Genomic DNA, 20017 nt, shown 5'->3' with positions numbered 1-20017 from the left:
ATACAACAATGTTATTCAGCGGATGACTTGAGGTATAGGCGTTTTTCATCCATCAGGTCGCTTACCGTTCCAATAGCGTATCCTTTTGCTTTAATGCCGTCGATGATTTGCTGTAAGCCATCAGCAGTTGATGACGTGGGATGCATAAGGATCATGGCTCCCGGATGCAGTTTTCTTATCACCGACTGGGCCATTGCCCCCGGATCCGGCTTCCTCCAGTCTACCGTGTCCACCGACCACATGATCGTTCTCATTTTTTCTTCAGCAGCAATTTTAACGACGTCATCTCGATAAGATCCGCTTGGCGGTGCAAACCATTTTACAGGAACTTTATTCCTGTCTCCAAGCGTCGCCTGTATCACTTGATTGGTGCTGACAAGCTCTTCCCTGATACGCTTGTTTGTCAATCGCTTCATATCCGGATGGGTATACGCATGGTTTCCGATTTCATGCCCTTCATCCAGAATCATTTTTGCGAGACTTGGATTCTTCTTGACCCACGACCCGTCAAGAAAAAAAGTGGTATGAACATGGGACTTTTTCATGATCTTTAAAAGTTTAGGCAAGTATTCATTACCCCATGCCACATTCACAAGCAGCGTTACCATGGGTTTTTCGGGGTTCCCTTTATAGATTGGTGAAGGCGGCAGATCCTGCAGCTTCACTTTTGGCGGAATTTGTTTAAACACCAGTTTTTTCTCGTCGATCGTTTTGCTTCCTTTTAATTTTTTGTACGAAGCATCAATATCCAGTTCCATGCCGTTATAACCTGGGATCGCCTTCCACACCCTGTCGATTTTTGCATCGATGGGTGCTTTATGGTAAGATGGCGATTTTTGCTGAAGCTGTTCGTACAGGCTGTTTCCCTGCATTTTGGACACCGCCGCCGTCTGGTCCTTCATCTTATCAACATACGTGGAGGTAAACGGGTTTTGCACCATACCTACAGCAAATGCAAAGATCAGGGCCATCATGCTCATATGCAGCAGATTTCTCTTCATCTCACTTCCCTCCCATTAAAAAGGTATGTCCAATCCGGGAGGGTTAGAACATGGAGCCCATGCTCTATAATGGCATTTTCAAACTTTATCACAAACAAAAAAACCGTTGTAATGAACGGCACCCCTATTATTGGAATAGGGGTTACAGTCCAAAACCGGTTTTGATTATTGTTCGCTATTCTTTTGTTCCTGTTCTTTCTTTTCTTCTTTCAAAACAACCTTTCTTGAAAGATTTACACGTCCCTGGTTGTCAATCTCGGTAACCTTGACGCGAATGATATCTCCAAGTTTAAGTACATCCTCCACTTTGCCGATTCGCTCCTCGGCAATTTCAGAAATGTGAACAAGCCCGTCTTTTCCAGCGAAGAGTTCAACGAAAGCACCAAACTTTTCAATGCGTTTCACTTTACCATCATAGTACTCGCCCACTTGCACTTCACGAACAAGATCAGCAATAATTTTTTGCGCTTTTTCGTTCATCGCCTGGTCGGCGGATGCGATAAATACAGTGCCGTCCTGCTCGATGTCAATTTTCACGCCGGTTTCTTCAATAATCTTATTGATGACTTTTCCGCTTGGCCCAATAACGTCTCTGATTTTATCCGGATTGATTTTCATTGTTATAATTTTTGGAGCATAAGTAGACAGTTGTTTTCTTGGTTCAGACAGTGTGTCAAGCATCGAGGAAAGGATGTGCATTCGCCCTTCTTTTGCCTGAGTCAGAGCCTGTTCCAAGATCTCACGATTGATCCCGGAGATTTTAATATCCATCTGTAATGCTGTAACACCTTTTTCAGTACCGGCAACTTTAAAGTCCATATCTCCCAAATGGTCTTCCATTCCCTGGATATCGGTAAGAACCGTTACATCTTCACCGTCGCTTACTAAGCCCATCGCAATACCTGCTACAGGAGCTTTAATGGGAACACCTGCATCCATCATAGCAAGTGTACTTGCGCAAATGCTCGCCTGAGAGGTGGAACCGTTGGATTCAAGAACTTCAGACACAAGTCGGATGGTGTAAGGGAAGCTTTCTTCAGACGGGATGACGGCTTCAAGAGCACGTTCCCCGAGCGCACCATGTCCGATTTCACGGCGTCCCGGTCCTCTCATAAAGCCGGTTTCGCCAACACTGAATGGAGGGAAGTTATATTGATGCATGAAGCGCTTGGATTCTTCCACACCCAAACCGTCAAGAACCTGTACATCTCCCAATGCTCCAAGCGTACAAACGCTCAATGCTTGAGTTTGGCCGCGTGTAAACAGCCCGGATCCATGCGTACGGGCCAGAAGGCTGACATCAGAGGAGAGTGGGCGGATCTCATTGATCTTTCTTCCATCCGGACGAACTTTTTCCTTTAGAATAAGTCGTCTAACTTCACCTTTGATCAGAAGCTGAAGCACTTCTTTGGCTTCATCCACCTTTTCTTCATCGGTTTCTTCATAATGAGCAACCACTCGTTCTTTTAACTCATCAAGCGCACTCTGTCGTTCCTGCTTATCAAAAACAGAAACAGCCGCTGCCAAATCGGAACCGATAAAGCTGCGCACTTCCTCCACAAGCTCTTGATCAACTTCGTGCAGCACGACTTCCATTTTTTCCTTTCCGAGCTCTTCTACGATCTTTTCCTGGAAGGCAATCAATTTCTTGATTTCCTCGTGGGCGAACATGATCGCTTCTAGCATGACTTCTTCAGGAACTTCCTTGGCTCCAGCCTCTACCATATTAATGGCATCCTTTGTGCCTGCTACAATAAGATTAATGTCGCTTTTCTCGTTCTGTTCAACCGTTGGATTCACGATAAATTCGCCATCGATACGGCCAATAGTGACCCCGGCAATCGGCCCTTCAAACGGGATGTTTGAAATGGACAATGAAAGAGATGATCCAATCATCGCAGCCATTTCTGAAGAACAATCCTGGTCTACACTCATCACTGTGCTGACCACCTGAACTTCATTTCGGAAGCCATCAGCAAAAAGCGGACGGATTGGACGGTCAATCAGACGGCTGGCGAGAATGGCTTTCTCGCTCGGGCGGCCTTCCCTCTTGATAAATCCGCCAGGAATTTTACCAACCGCGTACAGACGCTCTTCGTAGTTTACTGTAAGCGGGAAAAAGCTTAAGTTCTTTGGCTCCTTTGAAGCCACAGCTGTAGAAAGAACGGCAGTATCACCATATCTGACAAATACAGCTCCGTTCGCTTGCTTTGCAAGATTTCCAATTTCAAAAGACAGTTCTCTGCCTGCCCAGTCCATAGAAAAAATACGTTTCTCTTGTTCCATTTCTATTGGTACTCCTCTCGACAATAAACGAAATATTTATGTCACTATTATATCCTAAACTGAACGTTCCTAAAAAGAAAAACTAGGCCAGCTCTTTTAAGTATACAGTTAATCTGCTATGTAAGCTTTTTTTTATAAATAAAAAGCTAAGCTTTTTTTATAAATAAAAAGCACTAAGCTTTTTTTGCAAATAAAAAGCACTAAGCTTTTTTAAAAGTATTGCTTTCGCCATACGTTGTTGCATCTGTGAGAGCGGTTGATTTCATTTCAGGCCGCTCACTTTTACCGGCGTAAACGGCTACTACCTCGGGGCAAGCACTTTTGTGGTCTCACCTGTCACGCTACCCGCAGGACAAGGAAAGCTTCGGCAGCTTAATATCTCACGAAGAAAATGTAAAGTTCATTTTCGATGATCTCGCACCTTCCATACAATCAAGGCAGCCAATGTAGGCATATTGCGGAAATTTCTCCATGCCACTTTAATTAAAAAGCATAAAGTTTTTTTTACAGAAAAAAAGCGGGAATTTATTCCCGCTTTTCCGATTAACGACGCAATCCAAGCTTATTGATAAGCTCACGATAACGTGTAATATCTTTGTTACGAAGATACGTTAGCAAGTTACGGCGCTTACCTACCATTTTCAAAAGGCCACGACGTGAGTGGTGATCTTTTTTATGAGTACGCAAATGGTCATTAAGAGTGTTAATCTGCTCTGTAAGGATAGCGATCTGAACTTCTGGAGATCCAGTATCAAGATCATGAGTTTTGAACTCGCTGATCAGTTCATTTTTACGTTCTTGAGAAATTGCCATCCTGTTCACCTCCTTTAAAATATAAACCCCGTCTACCGAGCAAGCGTCGGTGAATCGTCCTGCCAAGCAGCGGTTGTTTGTACTTGACGTACAGGTAATAGATTACCTCTTTTTTAAGAATAATGCAAGAGCAAGCCTACTTTTCATAAAAATAATTTATGCCTGCCTGTTTGTCTGCGCCAATTTGTTCGATAAGGGCATCCACGGATTCAAACTTTTTCTCGTCCCTGATTCTGGAGAGCCAGTATACTTCCACATCCTTACCGTAGATATTAGAGGAAAAATCAAAAAGATGCACTTCGATTGACGCCTCCCGCTTTTCATGAAAGGTCGGTTTGGTGCCGATGTTGGCTACTCCATTCAATAGGCGACCATCCACTTCAGCCTGTACAATGTAAACTCCGTTGGAGGGTATTAAATAATCAGGAAGAGGATCAATATTGGCCGTTGGAAAGCCAATGGAGGTTCCTCTGCTCTCCCCGTGTACCACCTTACCGGAAATGCTGTACGGCCTTCCTAGATATTCGGGAATGTCGTCAATGTTTCCATCCTTCAGCAAGTTACGAATAAGCGTAGAACTGATTTTCTGTCCATTTTTCTCCAACTTTTCAATCACCGTTTGAAAAAATGCACCCCCGGCACTTTCCTCCATCATGGCCATGTTTCCTTTGCCAAATTTACCGAACGTATAGTCAAATCCTGCAACAACATGCTGTACATGAAGACCAATAAGATATTCCTCAATAAACCTCATGGGTGAGAGAGAGGCAAACTCTTCATTAAACTCTACAAGATAGAAGATATCAATCCCGAGCTCATGCAAAAGTTCCTTTTTCTTTTCAATTGGCGTCAAATATGAGACATGGGCTTCCTTTTTTCCAAGCACCACAGATGGATGCGGATGAAAGGACATCACTGCCGATGCCATATTTCCCTGCCGGGCAATGGCGGCTGCCGTCCCAATTACCTTCTGGTGCCCAAGATGCAAGCCGTCAAAATACCCCAGGGCCATGACGGTTGGGGGAAGGTCATACTTATTGAATTGATGCGGATGTGTAAGCGTTATTGTTTTCAAAACTCCACCTTCTAACTCTGTGTGTTACTCAACGGCTAAAATTTTTTCCGGTTTCATCATACCTGGTTTCTCCGGATGTTGTTTATAAAGAGCGATACATTTTCCATGTTTATTATAAACGGCAAACGGTGTGCTTTGCACCTCAGATACCATAGGGAGAACGGCACCATTCTTTATGCGCACTTCCATCTCCTCATCACAGGTGATCGCGTCAAAATGTGCAATGGCTTTTTCAATGGGAAGAAAAAGGTCGTTCGTATTGCCATCCTGAATGGCCTGCTCAATCTGTTCAAATGTAAAGCAGTCCCCCATATCAAAAGGTCCTGAGCTGGTGCGGACCAAGTGAGACATGTGGGCGGGATATCCCAGTTTTTTCCCAATGTCCACCGCCAGTGTCCTTACATAGGTTCCTTTGCTGCAGCTGACAAAGAAAGGGAAAACGGGATAGGGGCCAAAAAAGTATGCATCCTCTGAAAGAAGATTTAACTCGTAAATCGTCGTTTCCCTTGCCGGCCTTTCCACTTCAATTCCCTCTCTTGCATATTGGTACAGCTTTTTACCATTCACTTTGACAGCCGAAAACATGGGTGGAACCTGCATGATTCTTCCTGTCAGTGAGACCAGCGCATCTTTAACAGCTTCAGCTGACACCCCCTCAGGGACAGGCTTGTCTTCCACCACATCGCCATGGGCATCCTCTGTGGTTGTCGCTTTTCCGATCATGGCTTCCGCCTGATAGGATTTTGGATAGTCGGACATATACTGTGCAATTTTTGTTGCTCTTCCGACACAGACGGGAAGCACGCCCGTCACTTCGGGATCGAGCGTGCCCGTATGTCCCACTTTTTTCGTTTTCAGCATTTTTCTTAACTTTGCCACGCAGTCATGGGATGTCATTCCCGCCGGTTTTAATAAAGGCAAAATGCCTTCTGGCTGTATTCCTGCCATTTGTTGGTACCCACCTTTTTATACATCAAAAAAGAAGAGACAGACAAACCAAGGCCTGCCTATCTCTTATTGTAATCACTATCTTCATCCGAACTTTTGATATCGGTCAGCAATGTCTCAATTCGGCTTCCATATTCGATGGATTCATCGAATTTAAAAGAAATTTCCGGCGTTTTGCGCAACCGGATTCGCTTGCCGATTTCAGTTCGGATAAAACCAGAAGCCTTGGCCAGACCCCGCAGCGTCTGTTCCTTTTGTTCATCATCACCAAAAACAGAAATAAATACAGTCGCCTGCTGCAGGTCACCCGTCACCTCGACACCGGTAACGGTCACAAACCCTATGCGGGGATCTTTCAGCTTTCGGCCGATGATATCTCCCAGTTCTTTTTTCATTTGTTCTCCAATGCGGTTGGATCGGATCTCACTCATTCTTACACCCCGTTTCTATCTAGCCATTATAACCATTCGATAACCGAAGACGTAACTTCGAGCTCAGGAATACTGCTGATCAATTTTATAGCCCTTTGAAGTTCCTGTTCCACGATTAGTTTGTCCTTTGAAATGGTTACAATTCCAAGTTCTGTTCTCTGCCATAAATCATGAAAGTCGGTCTCGGAGACAGCAAGATTAAATTGCTGTCTTATCCGGGTAACGACCTTTTTCACAACGGAGCGTTTATCCTTCAGGGAATGGGACTCATAAATGAAGCATTCCACAGTCAGGAAACCAATCATGGCCGTTTAATTTCTTCCATGATGTACGCTTCGATGACATCTCCTTCTTTAATGTCATTGAACTTTTCTAATGTTATACCACATTCGTAGCCTGCACTAACTTCTTTTGCATCATCTTTAAAACGTTTGAGGGCATCAATTTTCCCTTCATAGATAACAACGCCATCTCGGATCAGGCGAACGGTAGAATCACGGGTAACTTTACCATCCGTTACATAACAGCCGGCAATGGTACCGACTTTTGATACTTTAAACGTTGTACGGATTTCCACCTGTCCAATAACCTTCTCTTCGAACTCTGGGTCAAGCATACCTTTCATCGCTGACTCAATTTCTTCAATCACGTTATAAATGATTCTGTGCAGACGTACATCCACTTTTTCAGCCTCTGCTGTACGTTTAGCATTGTTGTCAGGGCGTACGTTAAATCCGATAATAATCGCATTGGATGCAGAAGCAAGAATAATATCCGATTCAGTTATCGCTCCTACTCCCGTATGAATGATCTTTACCTTGACGCCTTCCACATCAATTTTTTGAAGGGAACCGGCCAGCGCCTCGGCGGAGCCTTGAACATCTGCTTTAATAATTACATTGATTTCTTTGATATCGCCTTCTTTGATCTGATTGAACAGATCTTCAAGATTCAATTTGGAAGATTCCTTACGTTGGGCTTCCAATTGTTTTTTCGAGCGTGCTTCACCGATTTGGCGTGCTTTCTTTTCATCGGTAAATACCATGAATTGATCGCCCGCCTGAGGTACATCATTTAATCCAGTTATCTCAACTGGAGTAGATGGACCTGCTACTTTTACACGTCGTCCGATATCGTTGACCATGGCACGAACACGTCCGAAAGTATTTCCGACAACAATCGGATCCCCGACATTCAATGTTCCGTTTTGAACGAGAAGCGTAGCTACTGATCCACGGCCTTTATCAAGCTGTGCCTCAATAACCGTACCCTGTGCTGCACGGTTTGGATTGGCTTTCAGTTCTTCGACTTCCGCCACCAACTGAATCATTTCGATTAAGTCGTCGATTCCTTCCCCTTTAATCGCAGATACATTAACAAAAATGGTATCGCCGCCCCAGTCTTCCGGAATCAGGGCATGCTCGGTCAGTTCCTGCATAACCCGGTCAGGATTGGCTGCTTCCTTATCCATTTTGTTTACGGCAACAATAATAGGCACTTCTGCAGCTTTAGCATGGTTAATGGCCTCAACGGTTTGCGGCATAACACCATCATCGGCGGCAACCACAAGAATTGTGATATCCGTTACTTGTGCTCCTCTGGCACGCATTGTTGTAAACGCAGCATGCCCCGGAGTATCGAGGAACGTAATTTTCTTGCCTTTGTCTTCGATCTGGTACGCACCGATATGCTGAGTAATCCCGCCTGCTTCACTTGCGGTTACTTTTGTGTTTCGTATGGAGTCCAGCAAGGTCGTTTTCCCATGGTCAACGTGGCCCATGATCGTAACCACCGGTGGACGAATAGTAAGATCCTCTTCTTTATCGTTATTTTCGTAATTCTCAAATTCCGTTACGTCGATGATGATTTCTTCTTCGACTTCTACATTGTAATCTGCCGCAATGAGCTCAATGGTTTCTTTATCAAGCTCTTGGTTGATTGTTGCCATAACACCAAGAGTCATCAATTTTTTAATAATTTCAGATGGTTCTTTTACCAGTTTCTTCGCCAATTCACTTACAGTAAGCGATTCGGAAAAAGTAATCTTATCAGGTGTTACCGGAGTCGGCTTCGGCTGAGGAGCGGGAGCAATTTTACCTCTGTTGTTGTTTTTGTTGTTTCGGTTTTTATTATTATGATTGCTGTTGTTGTTTCTGTTCCCCGGTCGGTTTCCGCCTTTTTGGCCGGGTTTAGCGTTTTGCTGACCGCTGTTATTTTTTTGACCCGGTTTTGAGTTATTGCTGCCATTATTCTTCTTGGGTGCTTCGTCTTTTTTAATTTTCATAGTGTTCTCTTTTTTACTCTCATTTCTATTTTCGACTTTGTTTACATTGGATGGGTTCTTTTTATGTTCTATTTTATGTTTCTCCTCTGTTTTCTTATTTTTGGGTTGATAGGCATCATTTAATTTTCGGATCGCTTCTTCATCGATCATCGACATATGATTGGATACATCCACATTCATGTTTTTCAGTTTATCAATGATATCCTTGCTTTGAACATTTTGTTTTTTCGCATATTCATATACACGCATCTTACTCATATGTTCACCCCCGAATGATTTAATCAAGTAAAGCTGTTAACTTTTTTGCAAATCCTTGATCGGTTACGGCAACAACCACGCGCTGGTCCTTACCAATCGCATTACCAAGAGAATAGCGGTTCTCTATCCATTTTACCTCTACCCGGTAAAACGAGCATTTATCTGTTATTTTTTTCTTCGTATTGTCCGATGCATCCTGGGAGAGAAGAACGCATTTCGCCTGTTGCTTCTGTACCGCTTTAACAACAAGCTCTTCCCCTGAGATGCATTTCCCTGCCCTGTTGGCCAATCCAAGCAATGAAGCCCATGGTGATATATTCAATAGGTTATACTCCCTTTTCCAGTTCAGCAAACACTTCATCCGGAACCTGGGCTTTCAGTTGATTGTTGAGGCTGCCTTTTTTCTTCGCCAGGGCAAAGCAGGACGCCTGATTGCACAGATATGCGCCTCTTCCTGATTTTTTCCCCGTTGGGTCAACGAAAACTTCGCCTTCAGGAGAGCGGACAATCCGGATCAATTGCTTTTTTTCTTTCATTTCCTGGCAGGCTACACATTTCCTCATCGGAATTTTCCGTGTTTTCATCCGGCTCACCCCCATGTATCTTTACAGTTCTTCTTCAGTAGGTTCAAACTCTTCTTGTGCAGCTTCACCATTATAAAGTCCGGATTCTTCTGCATCGGACTGACTTTTAATATCAATTTTCCAGCCAGTTAGTTTAGCTGCAAGTCTTGCATTCTGCCCTCGTTTCCCGATAGCAAGGGAAAGCTGGTAATCGGGAACGATAACGGTCGTCATTTTTTCTTCTTCATTCACAAGCACCTCAAGCACCTTGGCTGGGCTGAGCGCGTTTGCTACATACACAACCGGGTCTTCAGACCACCGGACAATATCAATTTTTTCGCCATTGAGCTCGTTAACGATCGTTTGGACGCGTCCGCCTTTTTGACCGACACAAGATCCTACTGGATCCACTTCCGGGTCTGCTGCATGTACGGCAATCTTGGAACGGTCTCCCGCTTCTCTGGCAATCGATTTTACCTCAACGGTACCATCATAGATTTCCGGCACTTCGAGTTCGAATAGGCGCTTTAATAAACCAGGGTGTGTTCTTGATACAAGAATTTGTGGGCCCTTCGTTGTTTTTTCAACCTTGGTAATGAAAACTTTAATACGGTCGTTTGTTGTATATTTCTCACCAGGCATTTGTTCAGCAGCAGGAAGCAAGGCTTCAACACGTCCAAGGTTCACATAGATGTAACGATGGTCCTGACGCTGTACCACACCTGTAATGATATCTTCCTCGCGATCGATAAACTCGGAAAAAATAATGCCGCGTTCCGCTTCCCTTACCCTTTGAGTCACAACCTGTTTTGCGGTTTGGGCCGCAATACGGCCGAAATCACGTGGAGTTACCTCCAGTTCCACAACATCATCCAATTCATATTGCGGGTTAATCTTGTGTGCTTCCTCAAGTGAAAGCTCCTGCCTCGGGTCGGTTACTTCTTCTACAACGTTTTTGCGGGCAAATACTTTGATGCTTCCTGTTGTTGTATTAAAATCCACTCTCACATTCTGTGCCTGGTGGAAATTCCGTTTGTACGCAGAAATCAAAGCGGCTTCAATCGCTTCAATTAAAATATCTTTGCTGATTCCTTTTTCTTTCTCCAAAAAAGTAAGTGCATCTAATAGCTCGCTACTCATCCATCTTCTCCCCTTTGTTAATTGAACACAACCGCAAGTCTGGCACTTGCTATCTTGTTGTATGGCAGTTCCACTTCCGTACTTCGTGTTTTCACTTTAATTTGCAGTTTGACCGTTTCACCATCGAATTCCAGCAGTTTGCCTTCAAATTCTTTTGAACCATCAATCTGTTCATACATTTTGATGTGGACATTTTTTCCTACGGCCTTAGCCATGTCCTCCGGTTTTTTCAATGGGCGTTCAACACCGGGTGAAGATACTTCAAGAAAGTATGCCTGTTCAATCGGATCGATTGCATCCAACCTTTCACTGAGGCGTTCACTTACCGTTCCGCAATCTTCAATGTCTACACCTGTTTCATTATCAATAAATACGCGAAGGAACCAGTTTTTCCCTTCTTTTACAAACTCGATATCTACCAGCTCAAGATTTAATTCTTCCAAAATCGGGGTCACGATCTCTTCGGTAGTTTCCGTGATATTCTTGCTCATAAACATCCTCCCTTCAACCAAAAAATCCTTTGCCAAAACGAAACGAAAGAGTGGGTTTCCCCACTCTTTTCCCGAAAGGTATTCATAAGTATTTCCAAAATTACTATATCATAATCTTTGGCTTTATGCAACTTGCCAGCTGTCTGTCTGTCCCCTTCAGCCTTTAGAAAAGGGAGAGCTGATTGGCTTCAGGCATCCCGGTAAGACAGCCTTGCTCATCCAGATAATCGATGATGGTCTTTGACAGGCGTGCACGCTGCTGAAGGTCCTCTTTTGAAAGGAACTCTCCTTCCTCACGTGCCTTCACAATATTAATGGCAGCATTCGTGCCAAGCCCCGCAATGGAATTGAAAGGCGGGATCAACTGGTTGCCTTCCACCAAAAACTCAGTGGCGCTTGATCGGTAGAGGTCTACCTTGCCAAATGAAAAACCGCGTTCGCACATTTCAAGAGCAAGCTCCAGTACCGTTTGCAGGTTCTTCTCCTTAGTGGAGGCATCCAGCCCTTTGCCTGATATTTCTTCAATCTTGGAACGAATGGCGGCAGATCCCTTTACCATTGCTGTAATATCAAAATCATCAGCACGGACGGTAAAGTATGCTGCGTAAAAAAGAATTGGATAATGCACCTTGAAGTAGGCGATGCGGACCGCCATCAACACATAGGCAGCAGCATGGGCTTTTGGGAACATGTACTTGATCTTCAAGCATGACCCGATATACCAGTCCGGCACGTCGTTCTTTTTCATTTCTTCCACCCATTCAGGGATCAGTCCTTTACCCTTACGCACGCTTTCCATGATTTTGAAGGCAAGGGACGGTTCAAGGCCTTTATAAATCAGATAAACCATGATATCGTCACGGCAGCCAATCACGTCTTTCAGCTCACATGTTCCATCAGCGATCAGCTCATTGGCATTGTTCAGCCATACGTCTGTCCCGTGGGAAAGACCGGAAATCTGCACAAGCTCGGAGAAGGTGCTTGGCTTGGTTTCCTCAAGCATCTGCCGGACAAACTTCGTTCCAAATTCCGGAATGCCGAGTGTACCCGTTTTACACATGACCTGGTCTTCGGTCACCCCTAGCACTTCAGGACCGGAAAAGATTTTCATAACTTCCTGGTCTGAAGCCGGAATCGTTTTTGGATCAATGCCGCTCAAATCTTGCAGCATACGGATCACGGTTGGATCATCGTGCCCGAGAATATCGAGTTTCAAAAGGTTGTCATGGATGGAATGGAAATCAAAATGTGTCGTTTTCCATTCGGAATTTTTATCATCGGCAGGAAACTGAATAGGACAGAAATCGTAAATATCCATGTAATCCGGAACAACGATGATGCCGCCAGGATGCTGTCCTGTGGTCCGTTTCACACCGGTACAGCCCGATACAAGCCGGTCAACCTCGGCAGAGCGGAAGGTCAGGTTATGGTCTGAGGCATACCCTTTAACATAGCCATACGCCGTTTTCTCCGCAACAGTTCCTATTGTTCCTGCACGGTAGACATAATCTTCACCAAACAGTTCTTTTGTGTAATTATGGGCACGCGGCTGATATTCACCCGAGAAGTTAAGGTCAATATCGGGTACCTTGTCTCCTTTAAAGCCAAGGAACGTTTCAAACGGAATATCCTGGCCATCCTTTTTATAGAGCACATGACAATTCGCGCACTCTTTATCCGGAAGGTCAAACCCGGAACCAACGGACCCATCATCAAAGAAGATAGATTCTTTGCATTCTGGACACACATAATGCGGAGGAAGAGGGTTAACTTCAGTAATCTCCGTCATGGTGGCAACAAAGGAAGATCCGACTGATCCCCGTGAACCTACCAGGTAGCCATCCACCAGAGACTTTTTAACAAGCTTATGCGAAATCAGGTAGATAACAGCAAATCCATGTCCGATTATGCTGTTCAGTTCTTTTTCCAACCTCTTTTCAACGATATCGGGAAGGTTTTCCCCATAAATGCTGCGGGCCATGGAATAACTCATATTACGTATATCATCTTCCGCTCCCGGAATTTTCGGAGTAAACAGATCATCCGGTATCGGTTTGATCTCCTCGATCATGTCTGCGACCTTTTGGGTATTATCGACCACCACTTCCCTTGCCTTTTCTTCGCCCAGGAATGAAAAGCATTCCTGCATTTCATCAGTGGTACGGAAGTAAACATCCGGAAGCGTCTGTCGGTTCAATGGATTGGCTCCGCCCTGGCTTGAAATCAAAATCTTGCGATAGATGCCGTCGTTTGGATCCAGGTAATGCACATTTCCCGTTGCTACAACCGGCTTGCCCAGTTTTTCACCGAGCTTTACGATGTTGGCAATGATTTCACGAAGCGCCATTTCATCCTGTATCAGTTCTTTTTCAATCAGATGATAGTAGTTTGATGGCGGCTGGATTTCAAGATAATCATAAAATTTCGCGATTTCTTCCACTTCCGCCGGCGCTTTTTGCATCATTCCCTCAAATACTTCGCCTTTATCGCATCCGGACCCGATCAGCAAACCTTCACGGTGCTTGGAAAGCCTTGAACGCGGGATTCTCGGTGTTCTGTAAAAATAGTCCAATTGCGATTCTGATACCAATTTGTACAGATTTTTCAATCCTTGCTGTGTTTGGGCAAACAGTATGCAATGGGAAGGACGGCTTCTCATATATCCACCCTGGCCCATGTTTTCGTTTAGCTGGTCATGAAATTCTATTTCCTTCTCGAACGCTTGTTTTAATAGTTTCCAAAGCAGGTAGCCTGTCGCTTCCGCATCATAGATTGCCCGGTGGTGCTGGGTCAGCTCGATATCAAACTTTTTACAGAGCGTGTTCAATCTGTGGTTTTTCAGTTCCGGAAGGAGAAAACGGGCAAGCTCAAGCGTGTCAATCACCGGGTTTTGGGCAGCACCTCTCCCGATTTTGCGGAATCCTTCATTCAAGAATCCCATGTCAAAACTGGCGTTATGGGCAACAAGAATGTCGTCTCCCATAAATTTTTCAAAATCCCGCAAAACGTCCTCTATTTCAGGAGCATCTTGTACCATATCATCGGTGATGCCGGTAAGATTGATCGTTGTATCCGAAAGAGGTTCATGCGGATTGGCAAACCGTTCAAATTTGTCGATGATTTCACCGTTGTGCACTTTTACCGCGGCAAGCTCGATGATTTTGTTGTACACCGCGGACAACCCCGTTGTTTCCACGTCAAATACAATGTAGGTGTCATCCGAGAGCTTCCTGTGCTGTTCGTTATAAGCGATGGGAACTCCGTCATCCACCAGATTGGCCTCCACGCCATACAAAACTTTTATACCATTCTTTTTCCCTGCAGAATAGGCTTCCGGGAAAGACTGGACGCCCGCATGGTCGGTCACGGCTACAGCAGGATGGCCCCATTTGCTGGCCTGACTGATCAGGCTGGAAGCTGAGGAAACGGCGTCCATCTGGCTCATCGGAGTATGCAGGTGAAGTTCCACCCTTTTCTTTCCTTCTTCGGCAAGGTCTTTTCTTGTTTCAGGAGTAATTTGATTAATATCATTCGCAATCATGACAAGGTCACGAACGAAGGTATCGTTTTGTATACCACCCCGTACTTTGACCCAGATGCCTTTTTTCACGGCGTTCAGGATCGGTACATCTTCCTTGTCGCGCGAGAAGATTTTAACCATAATGGAATCTGTATAATCGGTAATTTTAAAGGTCAGCAGCGTTCTTCCGCTCCTGAGTTCTCTTGTTTCCGCATCAAATACATATCCCTGAAGCGTTACTCTGCGTTCCTCGTCCTGTATGGTTTCAATCGCAACGGGTTCATCCGGAATCTTGTAACCTATTGTAACTTCAGAAGGCACAGCAGCTGCTTCCCGCTTGTCTGCTTTTTCTTTTTCGATCAATGCAGCGAGCACTTTATCCGCATCTTCTTGCTTTTTCTGCTCCACAAATTTCTGAAACTCTTCCTCACTGTGTTTGACTTCTATTTCAAGTGAGACCGAATCCATGCCAAACGAACGGTAGACCTCCGTCATTGTCGAAGATAATTTACGTTTGATCAAGAGCCCTTCGGCTTCATTCCGAACGGTGACTTTGATTTTATTTCCGGTTACCACAGGAACCTGTCCCATCAATCCGGACACAAGTGAGCTCGCCGTTCCTTTTAGCTGTTCACAGCATATGCTCCAATACTCTCCGAGTAATTCTTCCTCGCATTCCCTGCTCTCACACTGAACAGAGAATGTGACTTTTGCTATATGTTCAAATGCCTGTGTAATTCTCGCCTGAAAAAAGGTATACACATTGGCAGGCATTGGTTTCGGCAGGGAAAAATAAAAATGCCAGCTTCTGTTATTTTTATCGATCGCCAGTTTCTGAACGCGGCCATCACCCAGATGCGGGCGCAGCTCATCGGGTATTCCGATCTGGTCGAGCAATAAGAGAAACCGCTCTTTTCTTACCTGGTCGTCACTGTTCATGATGCCCTCCTTCCATAAATAAAGGGATGACTTGGGTTAGTGAGCCTGAAGGTCAGGCTCATAAGTCATCCCCTGGATGCTAGCGCGCTAATAATTCTCTTTGGCTTTTAATCGCCTCAATTAATTCTGTAACATGGATTTCATTCATTTCACCAGTTTTTCTTACTTTTAATTCCACAATGCCTTCAGCTGCTTTTTTCCCAACCGTTACACGGACCGGAATCCCAAACAGGTCTGCATCGGCAAACTTTACACCGGCGCGTTCTTTGCGGTCATCGTATAAGCAATCATAACCTGCACCCTTAAGTTTATCATACAGCTTTTCACTGAAATCTGCCTGTATTTCGTCTTTGCTGTTGGCTGCAATAATGTGCACATCAAAAGGTGCCAGAGACAAAGGCCATATCAAGCCTCTTTCATCATTGTTTTCTTCTGCAACTGCAGCAAGCGTGCGGGAAACACCGATTCCGTAACAGCCCATCGTCATTGTCTGGCTTTTTCCATTCTCATCGAGAAATGATGCATTCAATGGATTGCTGTAAACTTGTCCGAGTTTAAACACATGCCCGACTTCAATTCCTTTGGCGAAGCGGATAACCCCTTTGCCGTCAGGAGATGCATCTCCCTCCTGAATAAAGCGGAGATCGGCAAAAACCGAGACCTCAAAATCGGTGCCTGGGTTCACATGCTGATAATGATGGTTTTCTTCATTTGCTCCAGCCACAGCGTTCACCATGTATTCCACCGCATGGTCAGCAATGATCTTCACGTTTTCCGGAACAGACACAGGTCCGATGTTTCCAGGTTTGCAGGAAAGCACTTTTTCCGTTTCTTCAGGTGTTGCCAGTTCAGCAGAAGCTGCCCCGAGAACGTTCTTCACTTTAATTTCATTTACATCATGATCACCGCGGACAAGCACTAAAACCGGCTCTTCATCAGCAATAAACAGAACTGACTTGATGACTTTGGCGGCATCGATGGAAAGGAATGAAGAAATCTCTGCAACGGTTTTTGCTTCTGCCGTATGGATTTTCTCCATTTTCTTTTTGGATTCAGTGGAAGCTTCATAGATTACGTTCACTGGAGCCATCTCAATGTTGGCAGCAAAATCCGATTCTGAAGAATATGCAATTAAATCTTCACCAATCTCGGAAAGAACCATGAACTCATGGTTATCCTTTCCTCCGATTGCCCCGGAATCAGCCAGGACCGCTCTGAAATTAAGACCACAGCGAGAAAAGATATTATTGTAAGCTGCTTTCATATCTTCATAAGTAACATCAAGGCTCTCATGGGAGGAATGGAAGGAATACGCATCCTTCATAATAAATTCCCGGCCTCTAAGAAGACCAAAGCGAGGTCTTTTTTCATCCCTGAACTTCGTTTGAATTTGGAATAGATTAAGAGGCAGTTTTTTATATGATTTTACTTCATCGCGAACGAGACTCGTAATGACCTCCTCATGAGTTGGCCCGAGTGCAAACTCCCGGCCGTGGCGGTCCTTTAAACGCATGAGTTCCGGTCCGTAGGAATACCATCTTCCTGACTCCTGCCACAGTTCGGCAAGCTGGAGGGAAGGCATGGTCATCTCGTTGGATCCTGCGTTTTCCATCTCTTCACGAATAATCGCTTCTACTTTGTGAAGAACCTTTTTCCCCAGCGGCAAAAACGAATAAATACCAGCTGCATTCTGCCGGATAAATCCTGCTCTGAGCAGAAGCTGGTGGCTGACGACATCCGCGTCAGCCGGAATTTCTCTTAATGTTGGTGCGAACAACCTGCTTTGCTTCATTTCTCCACCTCAGTTAATCACTTATTGGTCAATTTTGTCTATAAAGAATTTATGAATGTCATTCCATGTTACGACGAGCATCAGGAGCATCAGAAATGCAAAACCGATAAAATGTACAAGCCCTTCTTTTTGCGGATCAATCGGTTTGCCCCGCAACGCTTCAATCAGTAAAAACAACAGCCGTCCGCCATCAAGTGCCGGAAGCGGCAGCAAGTTAAAGATGGCCAGGTTAATGCTCAGCACAGCGGCCCATTGCATCAGCATTGGAATACCGCCTTCTGTCGCTTTGTTTGTGTATTCGTAAATTCCTACAGGCCCTGAAAGCTGATCGAATCCGTGTTTCCCGGTAATGAGCTCACCAAGTCCAACAAAAATCATTTTTGTCATGAACCATGTTTGCTTTGCTCCATAGGACACGGAGCCCAGCAAAGAAAACTCTGTGGAAGGATAGGCTCCAATAAATCCTTCTTTGGTGCCTTTGTTAATCTCCCGTTCACCCGGTGTTACTTCTTTAGTAAGAATTTTGCCGTTCCGATCAACTTCAAACACAAGTTTTTCTCCAGGGTTTTGCTGGATAAAGGAAACAAGCTCTTCCCAATTGCTGACTTTATCACCATTTACGGAAATAATCCTGTCCCCTTTTTGCAGCCCTGATTTCACCGCAGCTTCACCGGGTGCCAGATCACCAAGTCGTGCTTCCTTTGTAGGAATACCCTGGAACAAAGAAAAACTCATTAATATGATGAAAGCCAGCAGCACATTCATGAACGGGCCTGCAAAAATGGCAAGGGTACGCTGCATGAGGGTTTTTGAGCCAAACTGCCTGTTATACGGCGCAATCTGCATTTCCTGATGATCGGCAACATACATGGCCTGCGGGTCTACGCTGTAGCTTTGGCGTTCTGCCTCTTCGTTTTCATATCCGGTAATCACTAAACGGTGCTCCAGGTCAGCGTTTTCCACAGTAATGACTTTTTGGATGTCATACTTTTCTTTATGATTGACAATAATCTTTTGGACGCTGCCTTCCGGGTTAAAAATCAGTCCTACCCTGTAACCTGGTTTCAGTTCGATCCCTTCCGGATCCTCTCCGGCCATCCTTACAAACCCGCCCAGCGGCAGTAGCCGAACGGTGTATGTTGTCTCACTCTTTTTAAATGCGAAGAGCTTTGGACCGAAGCCGATGGCAAATTCCCGGCACAAAATGCCGGCTCGTTTGGCGAGCATCAAATGGCCAAGTTCATGAAAGAAAACAAGGGCACCCAAAATAATTACGATGGAAATGACTGTATTCATAACCTTTTACCCACCTTTAATTTAATAATGACTGAACATATTGCCGTGTGTGTGTATCAATGGCCTGTATCTCTTCCAGTGTCGGCTGTTCAATAAATTCATGGTGCTCCAGTGCTTTTTCAATGTATTCTTCGATCGCCAGGAACGATATTTTTCGTTCAAGGAACAATCCCACTGCAGCTTCGTTTGCTGCGTTCAATGCGGTTGTCATTGTTCCGCCTTTCTCACCTGCAAGATAAGCCAATTTCAGGCAGCGGAATCGTTCCATATCCATCTTTTTAAAATGAAGTTTTCCAATCTCCCATAAGTTTAACCTTTTGGAAGGAGCTAGTTCAAGTCTCTCAGGATAGGTCAGCGCGTACTGAATGGGTACCCGCATATCGGGGTTGCCCAGATGTGCCAGCGTGCTGCCATCTTTATACTCTACCATAGAGTGTATGATGCTTTCTTTATGAAGAATGACGTCTATTTTTGAGTAGGGCATATTGAAGAGCCAATGCGCTTCTATCACTTCCAGGCCTTTGTTCATCATCGTTGCTGAATCGATGGTGATTTTGGCTCCCATGGACCAGTTCGGATGATTCAATGCCTCGTCAACAGTAACATCTGCCAGCTGTTCCCGCGTATAATCCCGGAAACTTCCTCCGGAAGCGGTAAGAATCAAGCGGTCAACCTGCTGGGCATTTTCTCCGTTAAGACATTGGAATATGGCTGAATGCTCGCTGTCCACCGGTAAGAGGCTGACGTTATGTTTTTCAGCCAGTTCCATGATGATATGCCCGGCAGTGACCAATGTTTCTTTATTGGCGATGGCTATATCCTTGCCGGCCTGAATGGCGTGGATGGTGGGCACCAAGCCTACACTCCCCATGACCGCATTCACCAGAATATGAGCTTCACGTGCCACAGCTGCTTCAATCAATCCTTCTTGTCCATAATAGACAAGAGACTGCCCACCCAAACGCATACGCAGATCCTCTGCATCTTTTTTATCTTGAACCGCGATGATCCGCGGTTTAAATTTCTCTATTATCTCCATCCCTTTTTCTACATTCTTTCCAAAAGAAATGGCCGTTAATCGAAATTGCTCAGGGTGTTGTTCGATTACATCAAGCGTTTGTATACCGATGGATCCCGTCGCACCCAACAAACTGATATTTTTCATAGAGCACTCCTTGTT

At 44.8% G+C, this 20017-nt stretch carries 16 protein-coding genes; all 16 read right to left on the bottom strand.

Going from position 1 to position 20017, the window contains the following annotated elements; translation table 11 throughout:
- Positions 1–11: 11 nt before the first annotated feature.
- Positions 12–1001 (bottom strand): polysaccharide deacetylase family protein, encoded by a 990-nt coding sequence (locus tag BLT53_RS05440; protein WP_090233318.1) that lies wholly within the window; start codon positions 999–1001, stop codon positions 12–14.
- A 165-nt stretch (positions 1002–1166) separates the two neighbouring features.
- On the bottom strand, positions 1167–3287 hold the full coding sequence (gene pnp, locus BLT53_RS05435) for a polyribonucleotide nucleotidyltransferase (protein ID WP_090233317.1): 2121 nt from the start codon (positions 3285–3287) through the stop codon (positions 1167–1169).
- 543 nt (positions 3288–3830) lie between these two features.
- On the bottom strand, positions 3831–4100 hold the full coding sequence (gene rpsO, locus BLT53_RS05430; RefSeq protein ID WP_090233315.1) for a 30S ribosomal protein S15: 270 nt from the start codon (positions 4098–4100) through the stop codon (positions 3831–3833).
- 136 nt (positions 4101–4236) lie between these two features.
- Positions 4237–5175 carry a bifunctional riboflavin kinase/FAD synthetase gene (gene ribF / locus BLT53_RS05425; protein ID WP_090233314.1) on the bottom strand — a complete coding sequence of 313 codons (939 nt, stop codon included), beginning with the start codon at positions 5173–5175 and terminating at the stop codon, positions 4237–4239.
- Between the two features lie 24 nt (positions 5176–5199).
- The gene (truB, locus tag BLT53_RS05420) at positions 5200–6123 is read right to left on the bottom strand and encodes a tRNA pseudouridine(55) synthase TruB (RefSeq protein ID WP_090233313.1); all 924 of its coding nucleotides are present in this window, start codon (positions 6121–6123) and stop codon (positions 5200–5202) included.
- 59 nt (positions 6124–6182) lie between these two features.
- A complete protein-coding gene (gene rbfA / locus BLT53_RS05415; RefSeq protein WP_090233312.1) occupies positions 6183–6554 on the bottom strand; it encodes a 30S ribosome-binding factor RbfA in 372 nt (123 codons plus the stop codon).
- Positions 6555–6580: 26 nt separating this feature from the next.
- Positions 6581–6859 (bottom strand): DUF503 domain-containing protein, encoded by a 279-nt coding sequence (locus BLT53_RS05410; protein WP_090233310.1) that lies wholly within the window; start codon positions 6857–6859, stop codon positions 6581–6583.
- Positions 6856–9096, bottom strand: coding sequence for a translation initiation factor IF-2 (gene infB, locus BLT53_RS05405; protein ID WP_090233308.1), 2241 nt, complete (start codon positions 9094–9096; stop codon positions 6856–6858). The genes BLT53_RS05410 and infB overlap by 4 nt, the downstream gene beginning before the upstream one ends.
- 19 nt (positions 9097–9115) lie before the next feature.
- Positions 9116–9418 carry a YlxQ family RNA-binding protein gene (locus tag BLT53_RS05400; RefSeq protein ID WP_090233305.1) on the bottom strand — a complete coding sequence of 101 codons (303 nt, stop codon included), beginning with the start codon at positions 9416–9418 and terminating at the stop codon, positions 9116–9118.
- Positions 9419–9422: 4 nt separating this feature from the next.
- On the bottom strand, positions 9423–9680 hold the full coding sequence (rnpM, locus tag BLT53_RS05395; protein WP_090233304.1) for an RNase P modulator RnpM: 258 nt from the start codon (positions 9678–9680) through the stop codon (positions 9423–9425).
- A 21-nt stretch (positions 9681–9701) separates the two neighbouring features.
- Positions 9702–10799 (bottom strand): transcription termination factor NusA, encoded by a 1098-nt coding sequence (gene nusA, locus BLT53_RS05390; protein WP_090233302.1) that lies wholly within the window; start codon positions 10797–10799, stop codon positions 9702–9704.
- A 17-nt stretch (positions 10800–10816) separates the two neighbouring features.
- A complete protein-coding gene (gene rimP / locus BLT53_RS05385; protein WP_090233301.1) occupies positions 10817–11290 on the bottom strand; it encodes a ribosome maturation factor RimP in 474 nt (157 codons plus the stop codon).
- 163 nt (positions 11291–11453) lie between these two features.
- Complete coding sequence (locus BLT53_RS05380) at positions 11454–15749, bottom strand: PolC-type DNA polymerase III (protein WP_090233300.1); 4296 nt, start codon at positions 15747–15749, stop codon at positions 11454–11456.
- Between the two features lie 79 nt (positions 15750–15828).
- Positions 15829–17541 carry a proline--tRNA ligase gene (locus BLT53_RS05375; protein WP_090233298.1) on the bottom strand — a complete coding sequence of 571 codons (1713 nt, stop codon included), beginning with the start codon at positions 17539–17541 and terminating at the stop codon, positions 15829–15831.
- Between the two features lie 21 nt (positions 17542–17562).
- Positions 17563–18837 (bottom strand): RIP metalloprotease RseP, encoded by a 1275-nt coding sequence (gene rseP, locus BLT53_RS05370; protein WP_090233297.1) that lies wholly within the window; start codon positions 18835–18837, stop codon positions 17563–17565.
- A gap of 16 nt (positions 18838–18853) precedes the next feature.
- Positions 18854–20002 carry a 1-deoxy-D-xylulose-5-phosphate reductoisomerase gene (gene dxr / locus BLT53_RS05365; RefSeq protein ID WP_090233296.1) on the bottom strand — a complete coding sequence of 383 codons (1149 nt, stop codon included), beginning with the start codon at positions 20000–20002 and terminating at the stop codon, positions 18854–18856.
- Between the last annotated feature and the right edge of the window lie 15 nt (positions 20003–20017).

The sequence above is a fragment of the Fictibacillus solisalsi genome (assembly GCF_900103485.1).
Lineage (GTDB): Bacteria > Bacillota > Bacilli > Bacillales > Fictibacillaceae > Fictibacillus_C > Fictibacillus_C solisalsi.
This window is presented reverse-complemented; position numbering and strand designations above follow the sequence as displayed.